Below are 23,577 nucleotides of genomic sequence, written 5' to 3'. Positions count from 1 at the left end.
GGCAAATCCTTCACGCACCCGTTACGCTCCACGCATCCTCACAACCGGCTTCGAACCGATGACCCGTCCGCTTCTGCTGCTCGCCCTGCTGTCCCTGCCGCTGGCCGGCTTCGCTTCCAGCTTCGCCGGCACCTCGGCCGGTTCCGCCACCGGTGCCTCCTCCGGCTCCTCGGGCAGCAGCTCGGGTGACGACAAGGTGGTACTGGCTGCGCGCGACGACGCTGCGGCGTTCGTCGCCAGCGACGGCCAGATCCGTGGCGCCCGCCTGCAGGCCGCGCTGGCCCACCTGCGTGAGCAGAGTGCTGCCGCACAGCAGCAGAGCGACCTGGAACTGGCCCGCGCGTTGCTGGCGCGTTGATCCGGACTGCATGACCCCGGCGACATCGCGTTCTGTAGAGCCGAGCCATGCTCGGCTGGATGCCCAGCGCATGCGGATCGCAACACTAGCCGAGCATGGCTCGGCTCTACAGAGGCTTGGCCGGTGGAACGCAGCCACGCATGGCGCGGCTCTACTGCTGGTCGCCCACGTCGCGCACGCAGCTGATCGCCTGCAGCTGGACCCGGCAGGGTTGAGCCCTGCACAGCAGCAGGTGGCGACGCAGACCCTGGCCGACGTGCAGGCACTGCTGCCGGATGGCCTGCTCCGCGCATTGCCGGCACAGGTCCAGGTGCGCTGGCGCGATGACCTGCCGGCCGATGTGCACGGCCGCGCTTTCGCCGGGCGCATCGCCCTGCGTCGCGAGCTGTTGGATGATGCCGTGCCCGGCGCGCGCCGCGCACGCCGCAGCGCGCTGGTACACGAACTGACCCATGTCGCCGACCGTACGGGGGCGAACTGGTCACGCAGTGTGCGCTGGCGTGATCTGGCTGGATGGCAGCGCAAGCCCTGGCATCTCGGCCGTGGCGGCAACGATTTCCGTGACCGCAGTCCCGATGCGTATGAACTGAAGGACCCGGCCGAGTACCTGGCAGTGAACGCCGAGCATTTCGTGCTCGACAGCGAGTTCGCCTGCCGGCGCCCGGCACTGGCGCGGTGGTACCAGGCCCATTTCGGAACTCCGCCATCGCTGCCGCAGTCGCACTGCGCGAACGCGTTGCCATTGCTGCAGGCCGAATCGGAAGAGGGGGCGGCATCGCTGCTGCAGCTCGACCCGGCGCGTGTCTACGCCGTGGACTACCTGTTCGCCGAGGGCAGTGCGCAGCCGATGAGCCGCTGGGGGCACAGCATGCTGCGGCTGGTGATCTGCCGGCCGGGCCGTGCACCGGGTCCGGACTGCCGCCTGGACCTGGAGTACCACCGCGTGCTGTCGTTCCGCGCGTTCGTCGGCGATGTGCAGATTTCCAACTGGCGCGGCTTGACCGGCGGCTACCCGTCGCGGCTGTTCGTGCTGCCGCTGCAGCAGGTGGTGGACGAGTACACCAAGGTGGAACTGCGGGGCCTGCAGTCGTTGCCCTTGCAGCTGCAACGCGACGAGATCGCCAGCCTGCTCGAGCGCACCGCGCAGGTGCACTGGAGCTATGACGGGCGCTATTACTTCGTCAGCAACAACTGTGCGGTGGAGACCGCCAGGCTGCTGCAGGCCGGAGTGCCCCGGCTGGGCGAGGACGGGCTGGCCCAGCTGAGTCCGCGCGGTCTCAAGCGGCGGCTGGCGCGGCTGGGCATGCTCGACGAGCGGGTACTCACGGACCGCAACGCAGCGCAGGCACAGGGCTATTACTTCGCTTCCGCGCGCGACCACTACCAGCAGTTGTTCACAGTGGCGGCGACCCAGCTGGCCTTGCCCGCGCGCGATGTGCGCGGCTGGTTGAAGCTGCCGGCAGAACAACGGGCACCGTGGCTGCTGAAGGGCAACCTGCGCGCCAGTGCCGGCCTGCTGCTGCTGGAACAGGCGGCACAGCGGCGTGCCGAACTGCGCGCACGCGATGTGCTCAAGCGGCAGCTGCTGGCTGCTGCGGACAGCGCGGCAACCCGCAGCCTGCGCAGCCTGCTGGCGCAGAGCGGGCAGTGGTTGCGCCCGGGGACGCTGCTGCAGAGCGGCTACGGGTTGCCGCTGGCCGATGAGCAGGCGGTGCTGGCCGAAGCGGTTGCCACTGCCAGCGCAGAGGCGGTGCCGGCCTGGCAGGCGCTGCGCGTGCAACTGCGCCAGCAGTTGCCGGTGGGCCAGCGCAACGAGATGGATGCGATCGATGCCAACCTCGCCGCACTTGGCGCGCGCCTGCGGGAACAGGCAGCCACGCCCGCTACTGGCGCGGCAGTTCGATGACGAAACGGCTGCCGCCGGCGTTGCCCGCCGTGCAGTAGACGCGGCCGCCGTGCGCGTCGGCGATGGCCTTGACCACCGCCAGGCCGAGGCCACTGCCGCCGCCCTGGCGTGAACGTGAGCCGTCGGCACGCATGAACGGGCTGAAGATGTCGGCGTGCAGCTCCGGATCGATGCCCGGGCCCTCATCCTCGATTGCCACTTGCACATGTCCCGGTGTGTCATGCACGGCAATCCGCACCTTGCCCGGGCTGGCATAGCGGCGTGCGTTCTCCAGCAGCGCCAGCAGCGCCTGGCGGAGGCGGGTCGGGTCGCAGTGCGCGTTGTGTTCCTCGCGGCTGGTTTCCAGCTCCAGCACGAAGCCGGCGGCGCGGAACTGCGGATCGACCAGGGTCATCACCGAATGCACTTCGGCCACCACATCGGTGCGCGCGCGACGTACGTCCAGCCGCGCGTTGTCGGACAGGCTCAGCACGCGCAGATCCTCGATCAGGCGCGAGAGGCCCTCGACCTGCGCCAGCAGGCTGCGGAACTGTGACTCGTCCGGCTGGAACACGCCCTCGGCGAGCCCTTGCAGGCGACCGCGCAGGATCGTCACCGGCGTGCGCAGCTCATGGGCGATGGCCGCGTGCCACATCGCGCGCTCGCTCTCCATGTGCTGCAGGCGGCGGGCCATTGCATTGAAGTCCTCGACCAGGGTCGCCACTTCACCCGGCGAATTCTCCTCGACGCTCGCGCGCGCCCCGAGGTCGCCGCCGGCAAGCGCACGCACACTGTCCACCAGTGAATTCAGTGGCGACAGGATCCGGTGCGCAAGACGGAACGAAGCGGCGATGGCCAGCGCCAGTCCGGTCAGGATCACGCCCACCATCCATGCCAGTTCCGGCCCGGTCGGCAGCCAGCTTTCCGGCTCCTCGGTGCTGCCGGGGAAGAACTCGACCAGCACCGCGTACAGCAGCCACGACGACAGGATCATCATCACGATGACGCCGATCACCATCAGCGACATCGAGATGATGATGTGGCGGCTGAGCCCGGAACGGCGCAGGCGCGCCATCAGCGGTCGGCCATCAACCGGTAGCCGACACCGCGCACGCTGGCCGGGACGTTGACCATGCCCACGTCATCGAGTTTGCGGCGCAGCTTGCTGACATGGCTGTCGACGGTGCGTTCCAGCGCTTCGCTTTCCGGCAGGCATTCGTGCATCAGTTCGCTGCGGCTGAAGATGCGGGTCGGCGCCAGCGCCATGCAGTGCAGCAGCTTGAACTCGGTGAGCGTGAGCAGCACTTCGTGGCTGTAGCCTTCGCCCTCCACATGCACGGCATGGGTAGCCGAGTCGATCAGCAGCGGGCCCGCCCGCAGCGCGGTCGGTGCGTCCATGCGCGAGGCGCGCAACGTACGCCGCAGCACGGCGCGCACGCGTGCTGCCACTTCGGCCGGATTGAACGGCTTGACCACGTAGTCGTCGGCGCCCATGCGCAGCGCGGTGAGCTTGTCCAGGTCCTGGTCCAGTGCGGTCAGCATGATCACCGGCGTTTCACCGCGCTGGCGCAGCTGGGTCAGCACGCTCCAGCCATCCAGGCGCGGCAGCTGCACATCAAGCAGGACCAGGTCGGGGCGGGCGCTGCGGTGCAGGTCCAGCGCGCTGTGGCCGTCGGCGGCGCGCAGCGTACGCAGTCCTTCGCGTTCCAGATAGGCGGTGAGAATATCGGCGATCTCGGCCTCATCCTCGACGATCAGGACGAGGGCGGCGAGGGCAGGGGCGGCATGCATGCAGGGGCGGGGCCTTAAGGTGCTTGCCTCCATCGTATCTCCACAGTTCCTCCATCGAAACCCCATCATCGCCACGCACACTTCACGCTTCAGAACCTATCAGCCGCCTGCGCGGCATTGTGCACAGCAATGAGAACCTTCAGGACCCCGGTTGCGTTGATCGCGGCCCTCGCCCTGGCCGTGACGGCCTGCTCCGCCCCCGAAGCCACGCCCGAAGCGGCACCGCGCGTCAGCGTGGTCACTGTCGGCCCGCAGGTCGTGCAGCGCGACGATGAACTGCCCGGCCGTGTCGCCGCCGTTCGCACCGCACAGATCCGTGCGCAGGTCGGCGGCATCGTGCAGCGCCGCCTGTTCGAACAGGGCGCCGAAGTGCGCGCCGGCCAGGCCCTGTTCCAGATTGATCCGGCGGCGTTCCGTGCCGATGTCGACTCGGCACTGGCAGCGCTGCAGCGCAGTGAGGCAGCCCTGGGCCGCAGCCGCGTGCAGTCGCAGCGCCTGCATGCGCTGGCGGCCGCGCAGGCGGTCAGCCAGCAGCACCGCGACGATGCCAGTGCCGAGTACGAACAGGCCCGTGCCGCGGTGAACGAGGCGCGCGCGATCCTGGCCCGCCGCCAGCTCGACCTGCGCTATGCCACGGTCAGTGCACCGATTGCCGGCCGCATCGACCAGGCGCTGGTGACCGAAGGTGCACTGGTCGGCGTGGCCGATGCCGAGCCGATGGCGGTGGTGCAGCAGATCGACCAGGTCTACGTCGATGTGCGCCAGCCAGCGGCGCAGCTCGAGTCGCTGCAACGCAGTGCCGGTGGCGGCGAGCTGCCGGTGACGATCATCGGTGCGGCCGGCAGGCCGCTGCGCGAACGTGGCCAGATGCTGTTCTCCGGCATCAATGTCGATGCGCGCACCGGTGATGTGATCCTGCGCATCCTGGTCGACAACCCACAGCGCCAGTTGCTGCCCGGCATGTACGTGCGCGCGAAGGTGCCGCGGGGTGCGCCGGCCAGCGCACTGACCGTGCCGCAGCAGGCCGTACTGCGCAGTGCCGGTGGCCAGGCCTATGCCTGGGTGATCGGTGGCGATGGCAAGGCGGTGATCCGCACGCTGGAAGTGGACGGTAGTGTCGATCGCCAATGGCTGGTGCGCACGGGCCTGAAGGCGGGCGAAAAGGTGGTGGTCGAAGGCCAGGAACGCCTGCAGGAAGGCGTGGTGGTCGATGCGCGCGACTGGCAGATGCCGGTCGCCAGCGCCGGCGCGGTGCAGGCCGGCAGCAAGGGCTGAGCCTCTACCGGGCCGGTCCCTCCAGGAAAATCCAACATGGCACGTTTCTTCATCGATCGCCCGGTGTTCGCCTGGGTGCTGGCGATCTTCATCATCCTGGCCGGCGTGCTGGCGATCCCGCGGCTGGCGGTGGAGCGCTATCCGGCGGTAGCGCCGCCCAGCGTCAGCATCTACGCCAGCTACCCGGGTGCCAGCCCGCAGACGCTGAATGACGCGGTGGTCGGCCTGATCGAGCGCGAGCTGTCCAGCGTCAAGCACCTGCTGTATTTCGAGTCTTCGGTGGACACCTCCGGCGAAGCCTCCATCACTGCGACCTTCAAGCCGGGTACCAACCCGGAGCTGGCGCAGGTGGACGTGCAGAACCGGATCAAGGCGATCGAGCCGCGCCTGCCGCGCAGCGTGCGCCAGAACGGCCTGTTCGTGGAAGCAGCCGATTCCGGCTTCCTGATGCTGGTCGGCCTGCGTTCGCCCGATGCCAGCGTCAGCGAGGCCGCACTGGGCGACTTCATGGCGCGCAACATCATCGAGGAGCTGCGCCGCATCGATGGCGTCGGCCGCGTGCAGCTGTTCGGTGCGGAGCAGGCGATGCGCGTGTGGCTGGACCCGACCCGGCTGACCGGCTATGGGCTGACCATGGGTGACGTGGCCGCTGCCATCGAGCAGCAGAACCTGGAGATCTCGCCGGGGCGCATCGGTGATTCGCCGGGTGTTCCAGGCCAGCGCATCACCGTGCCGCTCAGCGCCGACGGCCAGTTGTCCACGCCGGAACAGTTCGCGGCGATCGTACTGCGCGCCGGGGCCGACGGTTCACGGGTGGTGCTGGGTGATGTCGCCCGCGTCGAACTGGGCGCGCAGAGCTATGCCTGGGGCACCCGCGAGGACGGCCATCCGGCCACCGCTGCCGGGGTGCAGCTGCGGCCGGGCGCGAATGCGGTGCGCACGGCGTCGGCGGTCCGTGAGCGCATGGCCGAACTGGCGCCGCTGTTGCCGCGCGGCGTGGAGGCGAGCATCCCGTTCGACACCGCGCCGTTCGTGAAGATCTCGATCCAGAAGGTGGTGCAGACGCTGCTGGAGGCGATGCTGCTGGTGTTCGCAGTGATGTACCTGTTTTTGCAGAACTGGCGCTACACGTTGATCCCGGCGTTGGTCGCGCCCATCGCGCTGTTGGGTACGTTCGCGGTGATGCTGGTGCTGGGCTTCTCGATCAACGTGCTGACCATGTTCGGCATGGTGCTGGCCATCGGCATCATCGTCGATGACGCCATCGTGGTGGTCGAGGGCGTGGAGCGGATCATGGCCGAGGAGGGCCTGCCGCCGCGTGAGGCCACCATCAAGGCGATGCGCGAGCTGACCGGCGCAGTGATCGGCATCACCCTGGTGCTGACCGCGGTGTTCATCCCGATGGCGCTGGCCAGCGGCTCGGTGGGCGCCATCTACCGCCAGTTCACCGTGGCGATGGCGGTGTCGATCCTGTTTTCGGCGCTGTTGGCCCTGAGCCTGACGCCGGCGTTGTGCGCGACGCTGCTGCGCCCGAACACCCATGGCCATCATGGCCGTGGCGGGCTGTTCGGTGCCTTCAATCGTGGCTTCGAGCGGATGACCGGGCGTTACCAGCGTGGCGTGGCGTCGGTGCTGCAGCGGAGCGGGCGGGTCATGGGCGTGTTCGCCGCGCTGGTGGCGGCGTTGCTGCTGGGCCTGCACTGGCTGCCGGGTGCATTCCTGCCGGAAGAGGACCAGGGCTACTTCATGACCTCGATCCAGCTGCCGGCCGAAGCCACCGCCGAACGCACGCTGGCCGTGGTCGAAGCCTACGAACGGCACGTGGCGTCACGCCCGGGCATCGGCTCCAACCAGTCGATCCTCGGCTACAGCTTCTCCGGTTCCGGCCCGAGCGCGGCGCTGACCTACACGATGCTGAAGGATTGGGGCGAGCGTGCAGGGGCCACCGCGGCCGGCGAAGTGGAGGCCGCGCAGAAGGCGATGGCGACGATTGCCGAGGGCGAAGTGATGAGCGTGATGCCGCCGGCCATCGACAGCCTGGGGCGTTCGTCCGGCTTCTCGCTCGCCCTGCAGGCGCGTACCGGGCAGAGCCAGGCAGAGCTGCGCGCGGCCCTGCAGCAGCTGCTGAAGCTGGCCGAGGCCAGCCCGCTGCTGTCGGAGGTGCATGCCGATGGCCTGCCAGCAGGTACCAGCGTGCGGCTGGACATCGACCGCGCCAAGGCCGAGGCGATGGGCGTGGGGTTCGAGCAGATCAGCAGCACGCTGTCGGCGGCGATGGGCTCGCAGTACGTCAACGACTTCCCCAACAAGGGGCGGCTGCAGCAGGTGATCCTGCAGGCCGATGCACCCCACCGGATGGAGCTGGAGGATGTGCTGAGGCTGTACGTGCGCAACAGCGAAGGTGGCATGGTGGCGTTGTCGGAACTGGTGACGCCGCACTGGACCGAGGCGCCGCTGCAGCTGCAGCGCTATCTCGGCTTCCCGGCGCTGAATCTGTCCGGCGCACCGGCCTCCGGCGTGTCGACCGGCCAGGCCATGGCGGAGATGGAGCGGTTGGCGGAGAAGCTGCCGTCCGGTTTTGCCCTGCAGTGGACCAGCCAGTCGCTGCAGGAGCGGGAGTCCGGTGCGCAGGCGCCGTGGTTGCTGCTGTTGTCGATGCTGGTGGTGTTCCTGGTGCTGGCGGCACTGTACGAGAGCTGGTCGATCCCGCTGGCGGTGATGCTGGTGGTGCCGCTGGGCCTGCTTGGTGCGGTTGCTGCGGTGCTGTTGCGGGGCATGCCCAACGACGTGTTCTTCAAGGTCGGCATGATCACCGTGATCGGGCTGTCGGCGAAGAACGCGATCCTCATCGTCGAGTTCGCGCGCCAGCTGCAGCAGCAGGGTCGCGGCCTGGTTGAAGCAGCGCTGGAGGCAGCGCGGCTGCGACTGCGGCCGATCGTGATGACCTCGCTGGCATTCGCGCTGGGCGTGGTGCCGCTGATGCTGGCGCAGGGCGCCTCGAAGGAAACCCAGCAGGCGATTGGAACCGGTGTGTTCGGCGGCATGGTCAGTGCGACCGTGCTGGCCGTGTTCTTCGTGCCGGTCTTCTATGTAGTGGTGCAGGGCGCGCGGCAGTGGATCGCGCAGCGCCTGCGCAGACGCCGGCCGATGCCGGGAGGAACCGTGGATGGAACGGAACATCGTTGAAGATCTGCATGAGCGGCAGTTGGCAGCGCTGGAACAGCGCCTGCGGCAGGCATTGCTGGATGACGACCACGATGCGCTGACCGCGCTGGTATCGCCGGCCTTGTTCATGATGGATGGCCACGGCGGCCGCATGCTCGACCTGCCGTGGCTGGGCGACTGGCTGACCGGAAACCTGCAGGTGCGCAGCCTGCAGTCGTACGCGGTGGAAACGTTGCTGTGCGGACGCCTGGCATTGTTGTCCAGCGACGTGCGCTTGTCGGTGCGCGGGCAGGGCCAGGAGCGCGAGCTGAAACTGCGCCTGCTGCGGGTGTGGACCTGCAGTTCCGGCGAAAGCGGCGCGCAGCTGCTTTCGATGGCGGTACTGGCCGCATGAGCGCGGTCAGGGCGCTTTCAGGCCCCGCTCACCGCGAGGTGGTAGGGTCGAGCATTCCTGTAGTGTCGACAAGGAGTCGAGCCATGCGTGTAGTTCCCAGTCTGTTGGCAGCCTCCCTGGGGCTGGTGCTGGTCGCGTGCCAGCCGGCCCAGGCACCCGCGGCGGGCAGCAATGACGCCCCGCCTGCCACGCCGCAGCCGAGCGCCAACACGGAAGGTGGCAGCGAGACCGCCTACCAGTGTGGTGATCTGAGTGTGGGCGCGACATTCAATGGCGAGGATGCTGCCACGCTGGTGATCGGCGAGCGTAGCTTCGCCATGACCTCCGAGCGCGCGGCATCCGGCGCCAAGTACAGCGATGGTCTCGGCAACAGCTTCTGGACCAAGGGCAGCGATGATGGCCTGCTGAGCCTGAAGGGCGAACCGGATCGCGAGTGCCATGCGGTGGAAGCTACCGAAGGCGATGGCAGCGCCGGCGATGCCGCGTTCCGTGCCACCGGCAATGAACCCGGATGGCTTGCAGTCGTCGACGGCGATATGCCGGGCCTGCAGGTGGAAGTTGACTATGGCGAGCGCCGCTTCGACGTGGCCAAACCCACCCAGGGCGCTGATGGATGGAGCGGAAAGGCGTCCGACGGCACCGACGTCAAGCTCAGCTTCCAGCGCACCACCTGCCAGGATGACATGAGCGGCGAGGCGTTTGAGGCCAAGGCGATGCTGACTGTCGGTACCCGCCAGTACCATGGCTGCGGCAATTTCGGCGCGAAGCAGCCGTAAGTTACCTGTAGAGCCGAGCCCACGCTCGGCTGTAGTACCTGTCCAACCCACCGCAGCCGAGCACGGGCTCGGCTCTACACAACTACTGTCAGCGATGCGCTGCTTGCTGCCTGCGGCGAACTTGCCGCAGGCAGCGATCGGCAGGCGATCGGCGCAGGGCGCTTAGTCGGCACGGCCGGCGAATTCGCCGGTGGCGGTGTTCACCAGCACGCGTTCGCCATTGACGATGTACTCGGGCACCATGATTTCGATGCCGGTGTTGAGCTTGGCCGGCTTCGGGCGCTTGGTGGCGGTGCCACCCTTCAGTTCCGGCGGCGTCTCGATCACCTCCAGCACCACCGAGGCCGGCAGCTGGATCGCCACCGGCTGCTCGTCGATCACCTGCACGTAGATGCCGGTCAGGCCGTCGGTGATGTAACCGGCGTCGTCGCCGATCACGTCCGCATCCAGGGTGTACGGGGTGTAGTCCTCGTCATCGAGGAAGACGAAGGCATCGCCGTCCTTGTACGAATAGGTGGACTGGCGGCGCAGCAGTTCGACCTCGACCAGGTTGTCGTCGGCATCGAAGCTGGCGTCGAGCTTGTTGCCGCCCGGCACGCTGTACATGATGAAGCGGAAGCGGACGTTGCCGCCGCGACCCTGCGGCGAGCTGCGCTCGATGTCGCGGATCTGGTACACGCCGTTGTTGTACTCGACGACGTTGCCCTTCTTGATGTCGTTGGCTTTCATGGTGATCTAGGTCGTTGGGGGAGGGCGCCGTCCCGGCGCCCGGGGGGGGGAATCACTTCGGAGCGAGGCGGGTAGCGCCGTCCAGGCGGATGGTCTCGCCGTTGAGGTAGGTGTTGCCGAGAATGAAGCCGACCAGACTGGCGAAGTCTTCCGGCTTGCCCAGGCGCGACGGGAACGGGATCGAGGCGGCCAGCGACTGCTGCACGGCTTCGGGCATGCCATCGACCATCGGCGTCCAGAACACGCCAGGAGCAATCGTATTGACGCGGATGCCGAAGCGCGACAGTTCGCGCGCCATCGGCAGCGTCATCGACACCACGCCGCCCTTGCTGGCCGCATACGCGGCCTGGCCGATCTGTCCTTCATAGGCAGCGATGCTGGCGGTGTTGATGATCACGCCGCGCTCGCCGTCTTCGCCGGCGTCGTTGTGCTGCATGCGGTTGGCCGCGGCCTTGGCGACGTTGAAGCTGCCGACCAGGTTGACCATCACCGTGCCCTGGAAGCCGGCCAGCGGCATCGGGCCTTCCTTGCCGAGCACGCGACCGGCGCCGAGGATGCCGGCGCAGTTCATCGCCACGTTCAGGCCGCCGAGGAAATCGTGGGCCTGGTCGATGGCTGCAGCCACGGCCGCCTCATCGCTGACGTTGACATTGAAATAGCGGGCCTTGTCGGCACCCAGCCCGGCAACGGCAGCTGCGCCCTTGTCATCGTTGAGGTCGAACAGGGCCACCTTGCCGCCCTGGGCGACGAGGTGCTGGGCCACGGCCAGGCCGAGGCCGGAGACGCCGCCAGTGATCACGGCACGTACGGAAGACAGCTGCATTGCACGGTCCTGCAGGTTCGAGAACCGCCGATTCTAACGGAAGCGGCGACCGTCGCCGTTGTGCACTGCGCCGCCCCGGCAGGAGCGGCGCAGCGGGGTGCTCAGCCGGCCGCTGCGAGCGCCTGTCCGGTGCGGCTGGCGGTGGCACGGCCGAGCAGGCCGGCCAGCCAGCGGCCGGTCTCGGCCAGTGCCGGCAGGTCCACGCCGCTGTCCAGGCCCAGGCCCTGCAGCAGATAGACCACGTCCTCGCTGGCGACGTTGCCGCTGGCACCCTTCGCATACGGGCAGCCACCGGCGCCGGAGACCGCGCTGTCGACCACGCGCACGCCTTCTTCCAGGCAGGTGGCGATGTTGGCGATGGCCTGGCCGTAGGTGTCGTGGAAGTGCACGGCCAATGCCTCCATCGGAATCTCGGCAGCGACCGCCTGCAGCATCGCCCGTGCCTTGCGCGGGGTGCCAACGCCGATGGTGTCGCCCAGCGAGATTTCGTAACAGCCCATCTGGTGCAGGGCGCGCGCCACCCGTACCACGTCGGCCAGTGGAACCTCGCCCTGGTAGGGGCAGCCGAGCACAGTGGAGACGTAGCCGCGCACGCGCACGCCATCGGCGGCGGCGCGGCGGAGGATCGGCTCGAACCGGGCCAGCGACTCGTCGATGCCGGCATTGGTGTTGGTGCGGTTGAAGGCCTCGGACGCAGCGGTGAACACCGCCACTTCCTCCACGCCCACCGCGCGGGCGCGGTCGTAGCCCTGTTCGTTCGGCACCAGTACAGGGTAGTGGATGCCGGGGCGGCGCTGGATGCCGGCGTAGACCTCGGCGGCATCGGCCAGCTGCGGAATCCACTTGGGGCTGACGAAACTGGTCGCCTCGATGCTGCGCAGGCCGGTGGCCGACAGGCGGTTGATCAGTTCGATCTTGTCGGCGGTGGACACCGACTGCTTTTCGTTCTGCAGGCCGTCACGCGGGCCGACCTCGACGATGCGGACGTAGTCGCTCATGCAGCCACCTCGCCGACGGGGCGATGGCAGACCGCTTCGATGTTGTTGCCGTCCGGGTCGAGCACGAAGGCGGCGTAGTAATCCGGGTGGTACCACGGGCGCAGGCCCGGCGCGCCGTTGTCGCGGCCACCGGCGGTGAGGGCGGCGGCGTGGAAGGCGTCCACCTGCGCGCGGCTGGCGCAGGCGAAGGCCACGTGCACGCCGTGGCTGGCGGTGCCGCCATTGCCGAGCCAGAAGAACGGCTTGCCGTCGCTGCCGAAGCCGACGTGGTCGTGGTCGCCGGTCAGTTCGGCGCTCACTTCCATCACCACGTCGATCTGCAGTGGCGCCAGTGCCTGCAGGAAGAAGGCCTTGCTGCGCGCCAGGTCGGCGCTGGTCAAACCAAGATGATCGAGCATGTTCAGGCTTCCGTGACCCAATGGGGGGCGCGCTTGTCGAGGAAGGCGCCCAGGCCCTCCTGGCCCTCGGCGGACACCCGCAGGCGCGCGATCAGGGCTGCATTATCGCGATCCAGGGCGTCGCGGTCATGGCTGTCCCGGACCTGCCGCACCAGCTGCTTGGCGGTGGACGAGGCGATCGGGCCTGCCTTGTCGAGCAGGGCCAGCTGGCGTTCCAGCGCCTCGTCCAGGCGCTCGGGTTCGACCAGCTGGTGGACCAGGCCGATCCGCAGTGCGGTCTCGGCATCGAAGTGCTCGCCGGTGGCGAACCATCGACGGGCCTGGCGTGGGCCGATGGCCTCGATCACATAGGGGGAGATCACCGCCGGCAGCAGGCCCAGGCGGCTTTCGGTCAGGCCGAAGCGGGCCGCGGTGCTGGCGATGGCGATGTCGCAGCAGGCGACCAGGCCGACACCGCCGCCGAAGGCCGCGCCGTGGACCCGTGCCAGGGTCGGCTTGGGCAGCTCGTCCAGGGTGCGCATCAGCCGGGCCAGGGCCAGCGAGTCCTCGCGGTTAGCGGCTTCGCTGGCCGCAGCCATGCCGCGCATCCACTGCATGTCGGCGCCGGCCGAGAAGGAGGCGCCATGGCCGGCCACCACCACGGCCCGGATCGAATCGTCCCGTCCGGCGGCCTCCAGCGCGGCGGTCAGCCGGGCGATCAGGCTGGCGTCGAAGGCATTGTGCAGTTCCGGCCGGTTCAGCCAGAGGGTGATGACGGCGCCGCGGCGCTCGATCTGCAAAGCATCGTTCATGAGATTCCAGGGTCACTCCATACCTGTATGGATCATAGCGGGCCATTGGTCATGGGCCATGACGCGACGCGGGAATGTTAGAATCGAGAACCATTTACATCCAGCAGAGAACACGCTAGATGACGCTGTCCGAACTGCCGCTGCACACCTCGGCCGTGGTCGAGTCCGTGCAGGACCTGCACGCCAACGATGCCATCGCCCGTCGCCTGCGCGAGCTGGGTTTCGTCAATGGCGAGGAAGTGCGCCTGGTGGCCAAAGGTCCGGTGGGGGGCGAGCCGTTGCTGGTGCAGGTCGGGTTCACCCGGTTCGCGCTGCGGATCAGTGAGGCCAAGCGCGTCGTGGTAGACGCCAACCGCCAGGAGCGACGCGCATGAGCGCTTCCGCTGCCACCGCCCCGCTGCGCATTGCGCTGGTCGGCAACCCCAACAGCGGCAAGACCGCGCTGTTCAACCAGCTGACCGGCAGTCGGCAGAAGGTCGCCAACTACACCGGCGTCACCGTAGAGCGCAAGGAGGGCCGCCTGCGTGCTCCGTCCGGCCGTGAATTCGCGGTGCTTGATCTGCCGGGCGCCTACAGCCTGCATCCGGCCAGCCTGGACGAGGCGATCACCCGCGACCTGTGCCGGGGCTTCTACCCGGGCGAAGCCGCGCCGGACGTGCTGCTGTGCGTGATCGACGCCACCAACCTGCGCCTGCACCTGCGCTTCGCGCTGGAGCTGCGCGAGCTGGGCAAGCCGATGGTGGTCGCGCTGAACATGGTCGACGCCGCACAACGCCGCGGCATCCAGGTGGATGTGGCCGCGCTGGAACGCGAGCTGGGCGTGCCGGTGGTGGAGACCGTGGCGGTGCGCAAGCAGGGCGCCAAGGCCTTGGTCGAGCGCCTCGATGCGATGGTGCCGCACCTGGATGCGCCGGTGCCGGGCCCGGAAGGTGGCATCGACTACCACGCCAAGGTGCGCGAGATCCTTTCGGTCGCCGTGCGCATGCCGGCGCGAACCGCGAAGATCGACGACGCGCTGGACCGCTGGCTGCTGCACCCGGTGTTCGGGCTGATCAGCCTTGCGGTGGTGATGTTCCTGATCTTCCAGGCGGTGTATGCCTGGGCGACGCCGTTGATGGATGGCATCGAGGCTGGCTTCGCCTGGCTCGGTACTCTCGTTGGCAGCGTGTTGCCGGAGGGTCCGCTGGCCAGCCTGCTGACCGACGGCATCATCGCCGGTGTCGGTGGCGTGGTCGTGTTCCTGCCGCAGATCCTGATCCTGTTCTTCTTCATCCTGGTGCTGGAGGAATCCGGCTACCTGCCGCGCGCGGCGTTCCTGCTCGACCGCATGATGGCCGCTGCCGGCCTGTCTGGCCGCTCGTTCATCCCGCTGCTGTCCAGCTTCGCCTGCGCGGTGCCGGGCATCATGTCCACGCGCAGCATCCAGGACCCGCGTGACCGCCTGGCCACCATCCTGGTCGCACCGCTGATGACCTGTTCGGCGCGCCTGCCGGTGTACGCGCTGCTGATCGGTGCGTTCATTCCGCAGAAGACCGTGTGGGGCGTGTTCAACCAGCAGGGCCTGGTGCTGTTCGGCCTGTACGTCGCCGGCATCCTCAGTGCGCTGGCGATGTCGTGGATCATGAAGAAGTGGCGCCGCGACAAGAGCGAGCATCCGCTGATGCTGGAGCTTCCGTCGTACCGGCTGCCGCATGCGCGCGACCTGGCGGTGGGGCTGTACGAGCGCGGCATGATCTTCCTCAAGCGCGTCGGCGGCATCATCCTGGCGCTGACCATCCTGCTGTGGGTGCTGCTGTCGTTCCCAGCGGCGCCGGCGGGCGCCACGATGCCGGCCATCGACTATAGCTACGCCGGCCAGATCGGCCATGCGATGGCGGTGTTCTTCGCACCGCTGGGCTTCAACTGGCAGATCTGCATCGCGCTGATCCCGGGCCTGGCCGCGCGTGAGGTGGCGGTGTCGTCGCTGGCGACGGTGTATGCGCTGTCGGCGGCGGATGACGATGCGGCCAGCCAGGCACTGACCCCGTTGATCAGCGATGGCTGGTCGCTGGCCACGGCCCTGTCGCTGCTGGTCTGGTACATCTACGCACCGATGTGCATCTCGACGCTGGCCACCATCAAGCGCGAGACCAACTCGTGGAAGCAGATGGCCTTTGCCGCGGTCTACCTGTTCGCCGCAGCTTACGTGGCGGCGCTGATCACCTACCAGGTGACCAGGGCGCTGGGAGGTGGCTGATGGATACCGGGCTGCTGATCCAGTACCTGATCATCGCGGTGGCCGTGCTGGTCAGCGCCTGGGTGGTGCTGAAGAAGCAGTTCCCCGGCACGGTGCGCAAGCTGCGCGGTGCCTTGGCGCTGGCTCTGCTGAAGCCGGGCCGCGCGGCCTGGGCGCAGGCGCTGGGGCGGAAGATCGCGCCGCCTGCCAGCGGAGGTGGCGGTGCCTGTGGCGGTTGCGACAGTTGCGGGCCGACCAACAAGAAGTAGCGTCGAGCCATGCTCGACGGCGGCTGTGCGGCGGGTGCGAACTTTCGGCCTGTGGGTGCGAACCTTGGTTCGCACGCTTTCCGGGGTTCAGACCTCTTTGCGGATGATCGCGCGAAAGCGTCCCTCCTGCTGCATCCGCCGTACCGAGGCGCGATTTCCATGGGTCGCTGCGAAGCCCGCCACGTCGGCAAGAGCATTGAGCAGCAGGCGCTTCATCGCGTTGCGATCGCCAGCATCGAGCAGGTCATGAAGATCCTGCTGGGTGAAAGCCCGGCGCAGGCCTGGCGTCTCTTCGATACGCCAGTCGACATGCGGCGTGGGGATGCTGGAGCGGTACCTGAAAGCCGTTTCAAGATCGTCGGGCGTGAGGGGGTGCACGAGCAACTCTGGAAAGTAGAGTCCGGCATTCACATAGAAACCGCGGCTTTCGCTGGCGCGTTGGTGATTCACGACAAGCAGGGCGTCATCCAGCAAGCGGTAGCGGGTGGTCGTCGTCCCGGCATAGCCGGTCTTCCTGGCGCACTTGCTGAAGACGGTCGCGGATTTCATGGGCGTTGCCTGGGCCGGAAGAGGGGACCACAGCCTTGAGTGGCCGCGTTTCTGCGTCCAGTGGTAAACGCGACATCTACGGTGTCGCATGCGCTCCGCCTGGTGCGGTCAAGAGAGGCGTACCCAGGGAGGAACGAGCATCCATTGCGCGGAAGGTCACCCAGCGTCGCAGTGACGGCGCTTGCCGGAGCAGGCGTGCTGCCGCTAGCCTGCAGGCATGAACCAGACTCCCCTGCGATTGCTCATTCACGGCGCCTCCGGGCGCATGGGCCAGGCCCTGCTGCGGCTGGCCGCCGAACATCCCGAAACCCTGCAGATCGTGGCCGCCGTGACCGGCCGTGCGCCGGCGCAGCGCGTGGTCGACGGCGTGCCGTTCTTTGGTGCCAGCGAACTGTCCGGTGCGCCGGTGTTCGACGTGGCCATTGACTTCAGCCTGCCGGAGGGCTTCGACCCGATGCTGGCGCTGTGCGTGGAACGCGGCGCGGGGCTGGTGTCGGGTACCACCGGCATCTCCGGCACGCAGCGGCAGGCGCTGGATGCAGCAGCGGCGAAGATCCCGTTGGTCTGGGCGTCGAACTTCAGCCTGGGCGTGGCGGTGCTGGACGAGCTGGTGGAGCGCGCCGCGCAGGCGCTGGCCGGCTGGGACTGCGATATCGTCGAATCGCACCACACACAGAAGAAGGACGCACCGTCAGGCACCGCGCTAACCCTGGGCGCGGCCGCGCAGCGCGGCGGAGCGGAGCCGCATTACGCGAGCCTGCGTGCTGGCGACATCGTAGGTGAGCATCTGGTGCAGTTCACCGGGCTGGGCGAGCGCATCGAGCTGGTGCATAGGGCCACCAACCGCGACATCTTCGCCCGCGGTGCGCTGTTCGCCGCCCGCCAGCTGCAAGGCCGGGCCCCGGGCAGCTACCGGGTGCGCGATCTGCTGGACGGGCCGCGTTAACCGGTAGCGCCGGGCCGTGCCCGGCGTCGGTGTCGGTTCCGCCGGGCATGGCCCGGCGCTACCAGCGGGCGCCGCATACGCCGCCGGATTGAAATGAATGCGCAATCGCCTGTTCATATAGCGCGATAACCGCTGGCGCGAGCGCCCCGGCAGCGCTACAATTCGCACTCGCCGAATCACGAAAGCCGGACCGGTCCCAGACCGCACGTCCGCGCTTTTTTGCAACCGGATTTCCGTGAAGCGCAGGCGTGACTTCGGCAGCCCCCTCGGTAGCCAAAGTGAGATTCCCGTGACCCAAGCCGCAATCCTCGTCCTCGAAGACGGCACCGTATTCGAGGGCGAATCCGTAGGCGCGCCCGGCCTGTCCGTCGGTGAAGTGGTGTTCAACACCGCCATGACCGGCTATCAGGAAGTATTGACCGACCCGTCCTACGCCCGGCAGATGGTCACGTTGACCTATCCGCATATCGGCAACACCGGCATGACCGACCAGGACGATGAAGCGTCCAAGGTATGGTCGGCCGGTCTGATCGTGCGCGACGTCCCGCGCCGTCCCAGCAACTGGCGCAGCCAGCTGTCGCTGCAGGACTGGCTGATCCAGCGGGGCGTGGTCGCCATCGCCGGCATCGACACCCGCAAGCTGACCCGCATCCTGCGCGAGAAGGGCGCGCAGAACGGTGCTCTGATGGCCGGCGACATCGACGTGGAAAAGGCACTGGAAGCCGCCCGCAAGTTCCCGGGCCTGAAGGGCATGGATCTGGCCAAGGTCGTCACTACCGAGAAGACCTACACCTGGACCGAGGGCCAGCTGGACCTGGATGCCAATGCTTTCGTCAGCGTGCCGGCCCGGTTCAAGGTCGTGGCCTACGACTTCGGCGTGAAGACCAACATCCTGCGCATGCTGGCCGAGCGCGGCTGCGAAGTGACCGTGGTGCCGGCGCAGACCCCGGCCGCCGAAGTGCTGGCACTGAAGCCGGACGGCGTGTTCCTGTCCAATGGCCCGGGTGACCCGGAACCGTGCGACTACGCCATCGACGCGATCAAGGCCTTCATCGACGTGAAGATCCCGACCTTCGGCATCTGCCTGGGCCACCAGCTGCTCGGCCTGGCCTCTGGCGCGAAGACCATGAAGATGGGCCATGGCCACCACGGTGCCAACCACCCGGTGCAGGACCTGGACAGTGGCCGGGTGATGATCACCTCGCAGAACCACGGTTTTGCGATCGATGAAGCAACCCTGCCGCCGACCCTGCGCGTGACCCACCGTTCGCTGTTCGACGGCACCAACCAGGGTGTCGCCCGCACCGACGTGCCGGCGTTCTCGTTCCAGGGCCATCCGGAAGCATCCCCGGGCCCGCACGATGTCGGTCCGCTGTTCGACCGCTTCGTGGCGCTGATGGAGCAGGCCAAGGCGTGATCAGTACGCCGCCGGCCTGCCGGTGGCGTCGCGATGGACCGTAAACCCCGCATCGCTGCTGCCCCTGGCGCGGCGCTGCGGATCAAGATTCCTGATCGACAGCGTGCGATCACCCCCCTTGTCACGCTGTACTGACTTAGAGAAGAAAATGCCCAAGCGCACTGACCTCAAGACCATCCTCATCATCGGTGCTGGCCCGATCGTCATCGGCCAGGCCTGCGAGTTCGACTACTCCGGCGCCCAGGCCTGCAAGGCCCTGCGTGACGAGGGTTACCGCGTGGTGCTGGTCAACAGCAACCCGGCCACGATCATGACCGACCCGGAGATGGCCGACGCCGTCTACATCGAGCCGATCAACTGGCAGACGGTCGAGAAGATCATCGCCAAGGAAAAGCCCGATGCGCTGCTGCCGACCATGGGTGGCCAGACCGCGCTGAACTGCGCGCTGGACCTGGCCGACAACGGCGTGCTGGAGAAGTACAACGTCGAACTGATCGGCGCCAAGCGCGAAGCGATCCGCATGGCCGAAGACCGCGAGCTGTTCCGCGTGGCCATGGGTGAGATCGGCCTGGAGTGCCCGACTGCCGCCGTCGCCCACACCCTGGACGAAGCGCTGGAAATCCAGACCCGCGTCGGCTATCCGACCATCATCCGCCCCAGCTTCACCCTGGGCGGCAGCGGTGGCGGCATTGCCTACAACCGCGAAGAGCTGGTCGAGATCGTCAGCCGCGGCCTGGAACTGTCGCCGACCACCGAAGTGCTGGTGGAAGAGTCGGTGCTGGGCTGGAAGGAATTCGAGATGGAAGTGGTCCGCGATACCGCGGACAACTGCATCATCGTCTGCTCGATCGAAAACCTGGACCCGATGGGCGTGCACACCGGTGACTCGATCACCGTGGCCCCGGCCCAGACCTTGACCGACAAGGAATACCAGCGCCTGCGCGATGCCTCCATCGCCGTGCTGCGCAAGATCGGCGTCGATACCGGTGGCTCGAACGTGCAGTTCGGCATCAACCCGAAGACCGGCCGCGTGGTCGTCATCGAGATGAACCCGCGCGTGTCGCGTTCCTCGGCGCTGGCCTCAAAGGCCACCGGCTTCCCGATCGCCAAGGTCGCCGCCAAGCTGGCCGTGGGTTACACCCTGGACGAACTGAAGAACGAGATTACCGGCGGCCTGACCCCGGCCTCGTTCGAGCCGTCCATCGACTACGTCGTCACCAAGATCCCGCGTTTCGCCTTCGAGAAGTTCCCGGCCGCCGACGCTCGCCTGACCACCCAGATGAAGTCGGTGGGCGAGGTGATGGCGATGGGCCGTACCTTCCAGGAGTCGGTGCAGAAGGCCCTGCGTGGCCTGGAAACCGGCAAGGTCGGCTTCGACCCGACCGGCCTGGACCTGGCCAACGAAGACGACCTGCAGACCCTGCGCCGCGAGTTGAAGGCGCCGGGCCCGGAGCGCCTGTTCTTCGTCGCCGACGCGTTCCGCGCCGGCATGAGCGTGGAAGAAATCTACGCACTGTCGTTCATCGACCACTGGTTCCTGGACCAGATCGAGGAAATCATCGCTGCAGAAGGCGAAGTCGCTGCCGGTGGCATCGACGCGCTGGACGCCGCACGCCTGCGCAAGCTGAAGCGCGCTGGCTTCTCCGATGCGCGCCTGGCGCAGCTGACCGGTACCAATGAAGCCGCAATCCGCGCGCTGCGTCGTGCGCACAAGGTGCGCCCGGTCTACAAGCGCGTGGACTCCTGCGCCGGCGAGTTCTCCACCGGTACTGCCTACCTGTACTCGACCTACGAGGACGAGTGCGAGGCCGCGCCGAGCAACCGCGACAAGATCATGATCCTGGGTGGTGGCCCGAACCGCATCGGCCAGGGCATCGAGTTCGACTACTGCTGCGTGCACGCGGCACTGGCGCTGCGCGAGGATGGCTATGAAACCATCATGGTCAACTGCAACCCGGAAACCGTGTCGACCGACTATGACACCTCCGACCGCCTGTACTTCGAACCGCTGACCCTGGAAGACGTGCTGGAAATCGTCGAACTGGAGCAGCCGAAGGGCGTGATCGTGCAGTACGGCGGCCAGACCCCGCTGAAGCTGGCGCGCGCGCTGGAAGCCAACGGCGTGCCGGTGATCGGCACCAGCCCGGACTCGATCGACCTGGCCGAAGACCGCGAGCGCTTCCAGCAGCTGGTCGACAAGCTGGGCCTGAAGCAGCCGCCGAACCGCATCGCCCGCAACGACCAGGAAGCCCTGCTGCTGGCCCGCGAGATCGGCTACCCGCTGGTGGTCCGCCCGAGCTACGTGCTGGGTGGCCGTGCGATGGAAATCGTCTACGGCGAAGCCGACCTGGCCCGCTACGTGCGCGACGCGGTGAAGGTGTCCAACGATTCGCCGGTGCTGCTGGACCGCTTCCTCGACAACGCCGTGGAGTGCGACGTCGACATCATTGCCGATGCCCAGGGCAACGTCCTGATCGGCGGCGTGATGGAGCACATCGAAGAAGCCGGCGTGCACTCGGGCGATTCCTCGTGCTCGCTGCCGCCGTACTCGCTGTCGGCTGAAACCCAGGCCGAGCTGCGCCGCCAGGTGGTGGAGCTGGCCAAGGCCCTGAACGTGGTCGGCCTGATGAACACCCAGTTCGCGATCCAGACCAGCGACGAGGGTGCCGACACCATCTACCTGCTGGAAGTGAACCCACGCGCCTCGCGCACCGTGCCGTTCGTGTCCAAGGCCACCGGCATGCCGCTGGCCAAGATCGCCGCGCGCTGCATGGCCGGCAAGAGCCTGGCCGAGCAGGGCGCGACCAAGGAAATCGTACCGGACTACTACTCGGTGAAGGAAGCGATCTTCCCGTTCGCCAAGTTCCAGGGCGTCGACCCGATCCTCGGGCCGGAGATGCGCTCCACCGGTGAGGTGATGGGCGTGGGCCGCAGCTTCAACGCCGCCTTCGCGCGTGCGCAGGAAGCCGGTGGCATCAAGGCACCGCCGGTCGGCAAGGCCTTCGTTTCGGTCCGCGATCCGGACAAGAAGCGCGTGCTGCCGGTGGCCAAGGCGCTGCTGGCGCGTGGCTACAGCCTGGTCGCGACCCGTGGCACTGCCGCGTGGCTGCAGCAGCACGGCATGGACTGCGAGATCATCAACAAGGTGGTCGAAGGCCGTCCGCACATCGTCGACTCGATCAAGAACGGCGAGATCGTCTACATCGTCAACACGACCGAAGGTCGTTCGGCGATCAACGACTCGTTCTCGATCCGTCGCGAGGCGCTGCAGCATCGCGTCACCTACTCGACCACCATTGCCGGCGCCAAGGCGCTGGTGGATTCACTGGAATTCCGCGGCACCGGCCCCGTCTGGTCGCTGCAGGAGCTGCACAAGGAGTTGAATGCATGAGAGCCCCCATCACGATGAAGGGCGCGCAGAAGCTGCGCGACGAACTGGATCACCTGAAGTCGGTCAAGCGCCCGAAGGTGATCGCCGCCATCGCCGAAGCGCGTGAGCATGGCGACCTGAAGGAGAACGCCGAGTACCACGCCGCGCGCGAGGAACAGGGCTTCATCGAAGGCCGCATCAAGCAGCTGGAAGGCGAGCTGTCGCACGCCGAGATCATCGACGTGAGCAAGCTCAACGCCGGCTCCAAGGTGGTGTTCGGCGCCAGCGTGACGCTGGCCGACGTGGAAACCGACGAAGAGAAGAAGTACCAGATCGTCGGTGACCTGGAAGCGGACATCAAGCTGGGCCTGATCGCGATTTCCTCGCCGGTGGCGCGCGCGATGATCGGCAAGCTGGAAGGTGATTCGATCGTGATCGACGCCCCGGCTGGCCAACGCGAGTACGAGATCGTCAGCGTCAGCTACGTGGACTGACACGGTGGCAACGGCGACCCTGCTGTTGCCGGCCCGCAGCCGCTTTGCCGCGGCTGCGTTGCCGGACGATGTGGCACGTGCGCTCGGCCGTGCCACGACCGTGCAGGTCGCGCCGGGCGAACGCGCGCAGCTGACGCGCCATTTTGCGGTTGCCGCGCCGCACTGGCCGGTGGCCGCGTTGACCCGCCAGCGCGACGTCGGCGATGCGGCCGGCGCCAGCTGGCTGCGTGCCGATCCGGCCTGCATGGTGCCGGACATGCATGGCGCGCGGATGATGGCCTACGGCGAAACGCTGCGGCCGACGCTGGCCGACAGCCTGGCCCTGCTGCCGGTGCTGCAGCCGTTGTTCGCCGATGCCGGATTCGTGCTCGACGCACCGGACCCGTCGCGCTGGTACCTGCGCCTACCGATCGACCTGGCCCTGCCGGACTTCGACAGTCCGGACGAGGTGCTGGGCGATGACCTGTTCTCGCATCTGCCGGAGGGCGAGGGCGGCCGTCGCTGGCGGGCGCTGATGACCGAGGCGCAGGTGCTGCTGCACAACCATTCCTGGAACCAGCAGCGCGCCGCGCAGGGGCAACAGCCGATCAATTCGCTGTGGTTCTGGGGCGGTGGCGTGATGCCGGTGTCGGTCAGCACGCCGCACGCACAGGTGCGCAGCCGCGATGCCCTGCTGCAGGGCCTGGCCCTGGCGGCTGGCGTAGCCGTCGATGGCGAGCAGGCGGTGGATGCACTGGTTGACCTGCGCCAGCTGCGTTCCCTGCAGCAGCTCGGCAACGATGCGATCCGTCCGCTGCTGGCCGCGCTGAAGCGCGGCGAGCTGCAGCGGCTGGTGCTGGATTTCGAGGACGGCCTGCAGTTCCAGCTGGATCGCGGACAGCGCTGGCAGTTCTGGAAGAAGCCGCGCCAGCTTCACGACTGATCGGGGCTCGGC

At 67.7% G+C, this 23,577-nt stretch carries 22 protein-coding genes; 14 read left to right on the top strand and 8 right to left on the bottom strand.

The window, feature by feature from the left end:
• The first annotated feature begins 58 nt into the window (after positions 1–58).
• Both O0J15_RS07000 and O0J15_RS06995 read left to right on the top strand, forming a co-directional pair.
• A complete protein-coding gene (locus O0J15_RS07000; RefSeq protein WP_021204535.1) occupies positions 59–358 on the top strand; it encodes a DUF2388 domain-containing protein in 300 nt (99 codons plus the stop codon).
• 70 nt (positions 359–428) lie between these two features.
• Positions 429–2,264: a DUF4105 domain-containing protein gene (locus tag O0J15_RS06995; RefSeq protein WP_308305362.1), complete on the top strand. Its 1,836-nt coding sequence runs from the start codon at positions 429–431 to the stop codon at positions 2,262–2,264.
• Here the strand turns inward: O0J15_RS06995 and O0J15_RS06990 are convergent.
• Both O0J15_RS06990 and O0J15_RS06985 read right to left on the bottom strand, forming a co-directional pair.
• Positions 2,242–3,318: an ATP-binding protein gene (locus O0J15_RS06990; RefSeq protein ID WP_021204537.1), complete on the bottom strand. Its 1,077-nt coding sequence runs from the start codon at positions 3,316–3,318 to the stop codon at positions 2,242–2,244. The two genes, O0J15_RS06995 and O0J15_RS06990, sit on opposite strands and share 23 nt — an antisense overlap.
• A complete protein-coding gene (locus tag O0J15_RS06985; protein ID WP_010482545.1) occupies positions 3,318–4,034 on the bottom strand; it encodes a response regulator in 717 nt (238 codons plus the stop codon). Before O0J15_RS06985 ends, O0J15_RS06990 begins: the two co-directional genes overlap by 1 nt.
• Before the next feature lie 129 nt (positions 4,035–4,163).
• Here O0J15_RS06985 and O0J15_RS06980 point away from each other — a divergent pair, with 129 nt between their 5' ends.
• From O0J15_RS06980 to O0J15_RS06965, 4 genes are all read left to right on the top strand, one after another.
• The gene (locus tag O0J15_RS06980) at positions 4,164–5,309 is read left to right on the top strand and encodes an efflux RND transporter periplasmic adaptor subunit (RefSeq protein WP_308305361.1); all 1,146 of its coding nucleotides are present in this window, start codon (positions 4,164–4,166) and stop codon (positions 5,307–5,309) included.
• A gap of 36 nt (positions 5,310–5,345) precedes the next feature.
• Positions 5,346–8,495 carry a multidrug efflux RND transporter permease subunit gene (locus O0J15_RS06975; protein WP_308305360.1) on the top strand — a complete coding sequence of 1,050 codons (3,150 nt, stop codon included), beginning with the start codon at positions 5,346–5,348 and terminating at the stop codon, positions 8,493–8,495.
• Complete coding sequence (locus tag O0J15_RS06970) at positions 8,476–8,868, top strand: nuclear transport factor 2 family protein (protein ID WP_019661450.1); 393 nt, start codon at positions 8,476–8,478, stop codon at positions 8,866–8,868. Before O0J15_RS06975 ends, O0J15_RS06970 begins: the two co-directional genes overlap by 20 nt.
• 83 nt (positions 8,869–8,951) lie before the next feature.
• Entirely contained in the window at positions 8,952–9,644 is a 693-nt protein-coding gene (locus tag O0J15_RS06965) for an MliC family protein (protein WP_134731734.1), read from the top strand.
• A gap of 162 nt (positions 9,645–9,806) precedes the next feature.
• On the opposite strand, the gene yeiP is transcribed toward O0J15_RS06965, so the two are convergent.
• From yeiP to O0J15_RS06940, 5 genes are all read right to left on the bottom strand, one after another.
• Positions 9,807–10,373 (bottom strand): elongation factor P-like protein YeiP, encoded by a 567-nt coding sequence (yeiP, locus tag O0J15_RS06960; protein ID WP_005409468.1) that lies wholly within the window; start codon positions 10,371–10,373, stop codon positions 9,807–9,809.
• 52 nt (positions 10,374–10,425) lie between these two features.
• The gene (locus O0J15_RS06955; protein WP_014646983.1) at positions 10,426–11,196 is read right to left on the bottom strand and encodes an SDR family oxidoreductase; all 771 of its coding nucleotides are present in this window, start codon (positions 11,194–11,196) and stop codon (positions 10,426–10,428) included.
• Between the two features lie 101 nt (positions 11,197–11,297).
• Positions 11,298–12,194, bottom strand: a complete 897-nt coding sequence (locus O0J15_RS06950) for a hydroxymethylglutaryl-CoA lyase (protein ID WP_111098924.1) — start codon at positions 12,192–12,194, stop codon at positions 11,298–11,300.
• The gene (locus O0J15_RS06945) at positions 12,191–12,592 is read right to left on the bottom strand and encodes a VOC family protein (protein ID WP_134731729.1); all 402 of its coding nucleotides are present in this window, start codon (positions 12,590–12,592) and stop codon (positions 12,191–12,193) included. The genes O0J15_RS06950 and O0J15_RS06945 overlap by 4 nt, the downstream gene beginning before the upstream one ends.
• Before the next feature lie 2 nt (positions 12,593–12,594).
• Complete coding sequence (locus tag O0J15_RS06940) at positions 12,595–13,383, bottom strand: enoyl-CoA hydratase-related protein (RefSeq protein WP_134731727.1); 789 nt, start codon at positions 13,381–13,383, stop codon at positions 12,595–12,597.
• Positions 13,384–13,502: 119 nt separating this feature from the next.
• Between O0J15_RS06940 and O0J15_RS06935 the strand changes: the two genes are divergently transcribed.
• Genes O0J15_RS06935 through O0J15_RS06925 form a run of 3 tightly spaced genes read left to right on the top strand, consistent with a single transcriptional unit; the run spans position 13,503 to position 15,867 of the window.
• Complete coding sequence (locus O0J15_RS06935) at positions 13,503–13,757, top strand: FeoA family protein (protein WP_021204543.1); 255 nt, start codon at positions 13,503–13,505, stop codon at positions 13,755–13,757.
• Positions 13,754–15,619: a ferrous iron transporter B gene (locus tag O0J15_RS06930; protein ID WP_308305357.1), complete on the top strand. Its 1,866-nt coding sequence runs from the start codon at positions 13,754–13,756 to the stop codon at positions 15,617–15,619. Before O0J15_RS06935 ends, O0J15_RS06930 begins: the two co-directional genes overlap by 4 nt.
• The gene (locus O0J15_RS06925) at positions 15,619–15,867 is read left to right on the top strand and encodes a DUF6587 family protein (RefSeq protein WP_021204545.1); all 249 of its coding nucleotides are present in this window, start codon (positions 15,619–15,621) and stop codon (positions 15,865–15,867) included. The genes O0J15_RS06930 and O0J15_RS06925 overlap by 1 nt, the downstream gene beginning before the upstream one ends.
• A gap of 87 nt (positions 15,868–15,954) precedes the next feature.
• Here O0J15_RS06925 and O0J15_RS06920 read toward each other — a convergent pair whose 3' ends face one another.
• Positions 15,955–16,416, bottom strand: a complete 462-nt coding sequence (locus O0J15_RS06920) for a DUF4304 domain-containing protein (protein ID WP_019661458.1) — start codon at positions 16,414–16,416, stop codon at positions 15,955–15,957.
• A 265-nt stretch (positions 16,417–16,681) separates the two neighbouring features.
• Between O0J15_RS06920 and O0J15_RS06915 the strand changes: the two genes are divergently transcribed.
• The 5 genes from O0J15_RS06915 (at position 16,682) to O0J15_RS06895 (ending at position 23,565) form a co-directional block, all read left to right on the top strand.
• Positions 16,682–17,362 carry a 4-hydroxy-tetrahydrodipicolinate reductase gene (locus O0J15_RS06915; RefSeq protein ID WP_021204546.1) on the top strand — a complete coding sequence of 227 codons (681 nt, stop codon included), beginning with the start codon at positions 16,682–16,684 and terminating at the stop codon, positions 17,360–17,362.
• Positions 17,363–17,651: 289 nt separating this feature from the next.
• Positions 17,652–18,779 carry a glutamine-hydrolyzing carbamoyl-phosphate synthase small subunit gene (gene carA / locus O0J15_RS06910; RefSeq protein ID WP_031270821.1) on the top strand — a complete coding sequence of 376 codons (1,128 nt, stop codon included), beginning with the start codon at positions 17,652–17,654 and terminating at the stop codon, positions 18,777–18,779.
• Between the two features lie 148 nt (positions 18,780–18,927).
• On the top strand, positions 18,928–22,170 hold the full coding sequence (gene carB / locus O0J15_RS06905; RefSeq protein WP_019661462.1) for a carbamoyl-phosphate synthase large subunit: 3,243 nt from the start codon (positions 18,928–18,930) through the stop codon (positions 22,168–22,170).
• Positions 22,171–22,178: 8 nt separating this feature from the next.
• The gene (gene greA, locus O0J15_RS06900; protein WP_026347191.1) at positions 22,179–22,643 is read left to right on the top strand and encodes a transcription elongation factor GreA; all 465 of its coding nucleotides are present in this window, start codon (positions 22,179–22,181) and stop codon (positions 22,641–22,643) included.
• Positions 22,644–22,647: 4 nt separating this feature from the next.
• Entirely contained in the window at positions 22,648–23,565 is a 918-nt protein-coding gene (locus O0J15_RS06895; RefSeq protein ID WP_019661463.1) for a hypothetical protein, read from the top strand.
• Positions 23,566–23,577 lie beyond the last annotated feature (12 nt).

The organism is Stenotrophomonas sp. Sm10, from assembly GCF_030985515.1.
GTDB lineage: Bacteria > Pseudomonadota > Gammaproteobacteria > Xanthomonadales > Xanthomonadaceae > Stenotrophomonas > Stenotrophomonas hibiscicola.
Note: the sequence above shows the minus strand (reverse complement) of the source record. Positions and strands in the feature narration are given on the sequence as shown.

Coding starts and splice junctions, on each gene's coding strand:
- O0J15_RS07000 (WP_021204535.1), top strand. CDS start 59: ATGACCCGTCCGCTTCTGCTGCTCGCCCTGCTGTCCCTGCCGCTGGCC.
- O0J15_RS06995 (WP_308305362.1), top strand. CDS start 429: ATGCGGATCGCAACACTAGCCGAGCATGGCTCGGCTCTACAGAGGCTT.
- O0J15_RS06990 (WP_021204537.1), bottom strand. CDS start 3,318: ATGGCGCGCCTGCGCCGTTCCGGGCTCAGCCGCCACATCATCATCTCG.
- O0J15_RS06985 (WP_010482545.1), bottom strand. CDS start 4,034: ATGCATGCCGCCCCTGCCCTCGCCGCCCTCGTCCTGATCGTCGAGGAT.
- O0J15_RS06980 (WP_308305361.1), top strand. CDS start 4,164: ATGAGAACCTTCAGGACCCCGGTTGCGTTGATCGCGGCCCTCGCCCTG.
- O0J15_RS06975 (WP_308305360.1), top strand. CDS start 5,346: ATGGCACGTTTCTTCATCGATCGCCCGGTGTTCGCCTGGGTGCTGGCG.
- O0J15_RS06970 (WP_019661450.1), top strand. CDS start 8,476: ATGGAACGGAACATCGTTGAAGATCTGCATGAGCGGCAGTTGGCAGCG.
- O0J15_RS06965 (WP_134731734.1), top strand. CDS start 8,952: ATGCGTGTAGTTCCCAGTCTGTTGGCAGCCTCCCTGGGGCTGGTGCTG.
- yeiP (WP_005409468.1), bottom strand. CDS start 10,373: ATGAAAGCCAACGACATCAAGAAGGGCAACGTCGTCGAGTACAACAAC.
- O0J15_RS06955 (WP_014646983.1), bottom strand. CDS start 11,196: ATGCAGCTGTCTTCCGTACGTGCCGTGATCACTGGCGGCGTCTCCGGC.
- O0J15_RS06950 (WP_111098924.1), bottom strand. CDS start 12,194: ATGAGCGACTACGTCCGCATCGTCGAGGTCGGCCCGCGTGACGGCCTG.
- O0J15_RS06945 (WP_134731729.1), bottom strand. CDS start 12,592: ATGCTCGATCATCTTGGTTTGACCAGCGCCGACCTGGCGCGCAGCAAG.
- O0J15_RS06940 (WP_134731727.1), bottom strand. CDS start 13,383: ATGAACGATGCTTTGCAGATCGAGCGCCGCGGCGCCGTCATCACCCTC.
- O0J15_RS06935 (WP_021204543.1), top strand. CDS start 13,503: ATGACGCTGTCCGAACTGCCGCTGCACACCTCGGCCGTGGTCGAGTCC.
- O0J15_RS06930 (WP_308305357.1), top strand. CDS start 13,754: ATGAGCGCTTCCGCTGCCACCGCCCCGCTGCGCATTGCGCTGGTCGGC.
- O0J15_RS06925 (WP_021204545.1), top strand. CDS start 15,619: ATGGATACCGGGCTGCTGATCCAGTACCTGATCATCGCGGTGGCCGTG.
- O0J15_RS06920 (WP_019661458.1), bottom strand. CDS start 16,416: ATGAAATCCGCGACCGTCTTCAGCAAGTGCGCCAGGAAGACCGGCTAT.
- O0J15_RS06915 (WP_021204546.1), top strand. CDS start 16,682: ATGGGCCAGGCCCTGCTGCGGCTGGCCGCCGAACATCCCGAAACCCTG.
- carB (WP_019661462.1), top strand. CDS start 18,928: ATGCCCAAGCGCACTGACCTCAAGACCATCCTCATCATCGGTGCTGGC.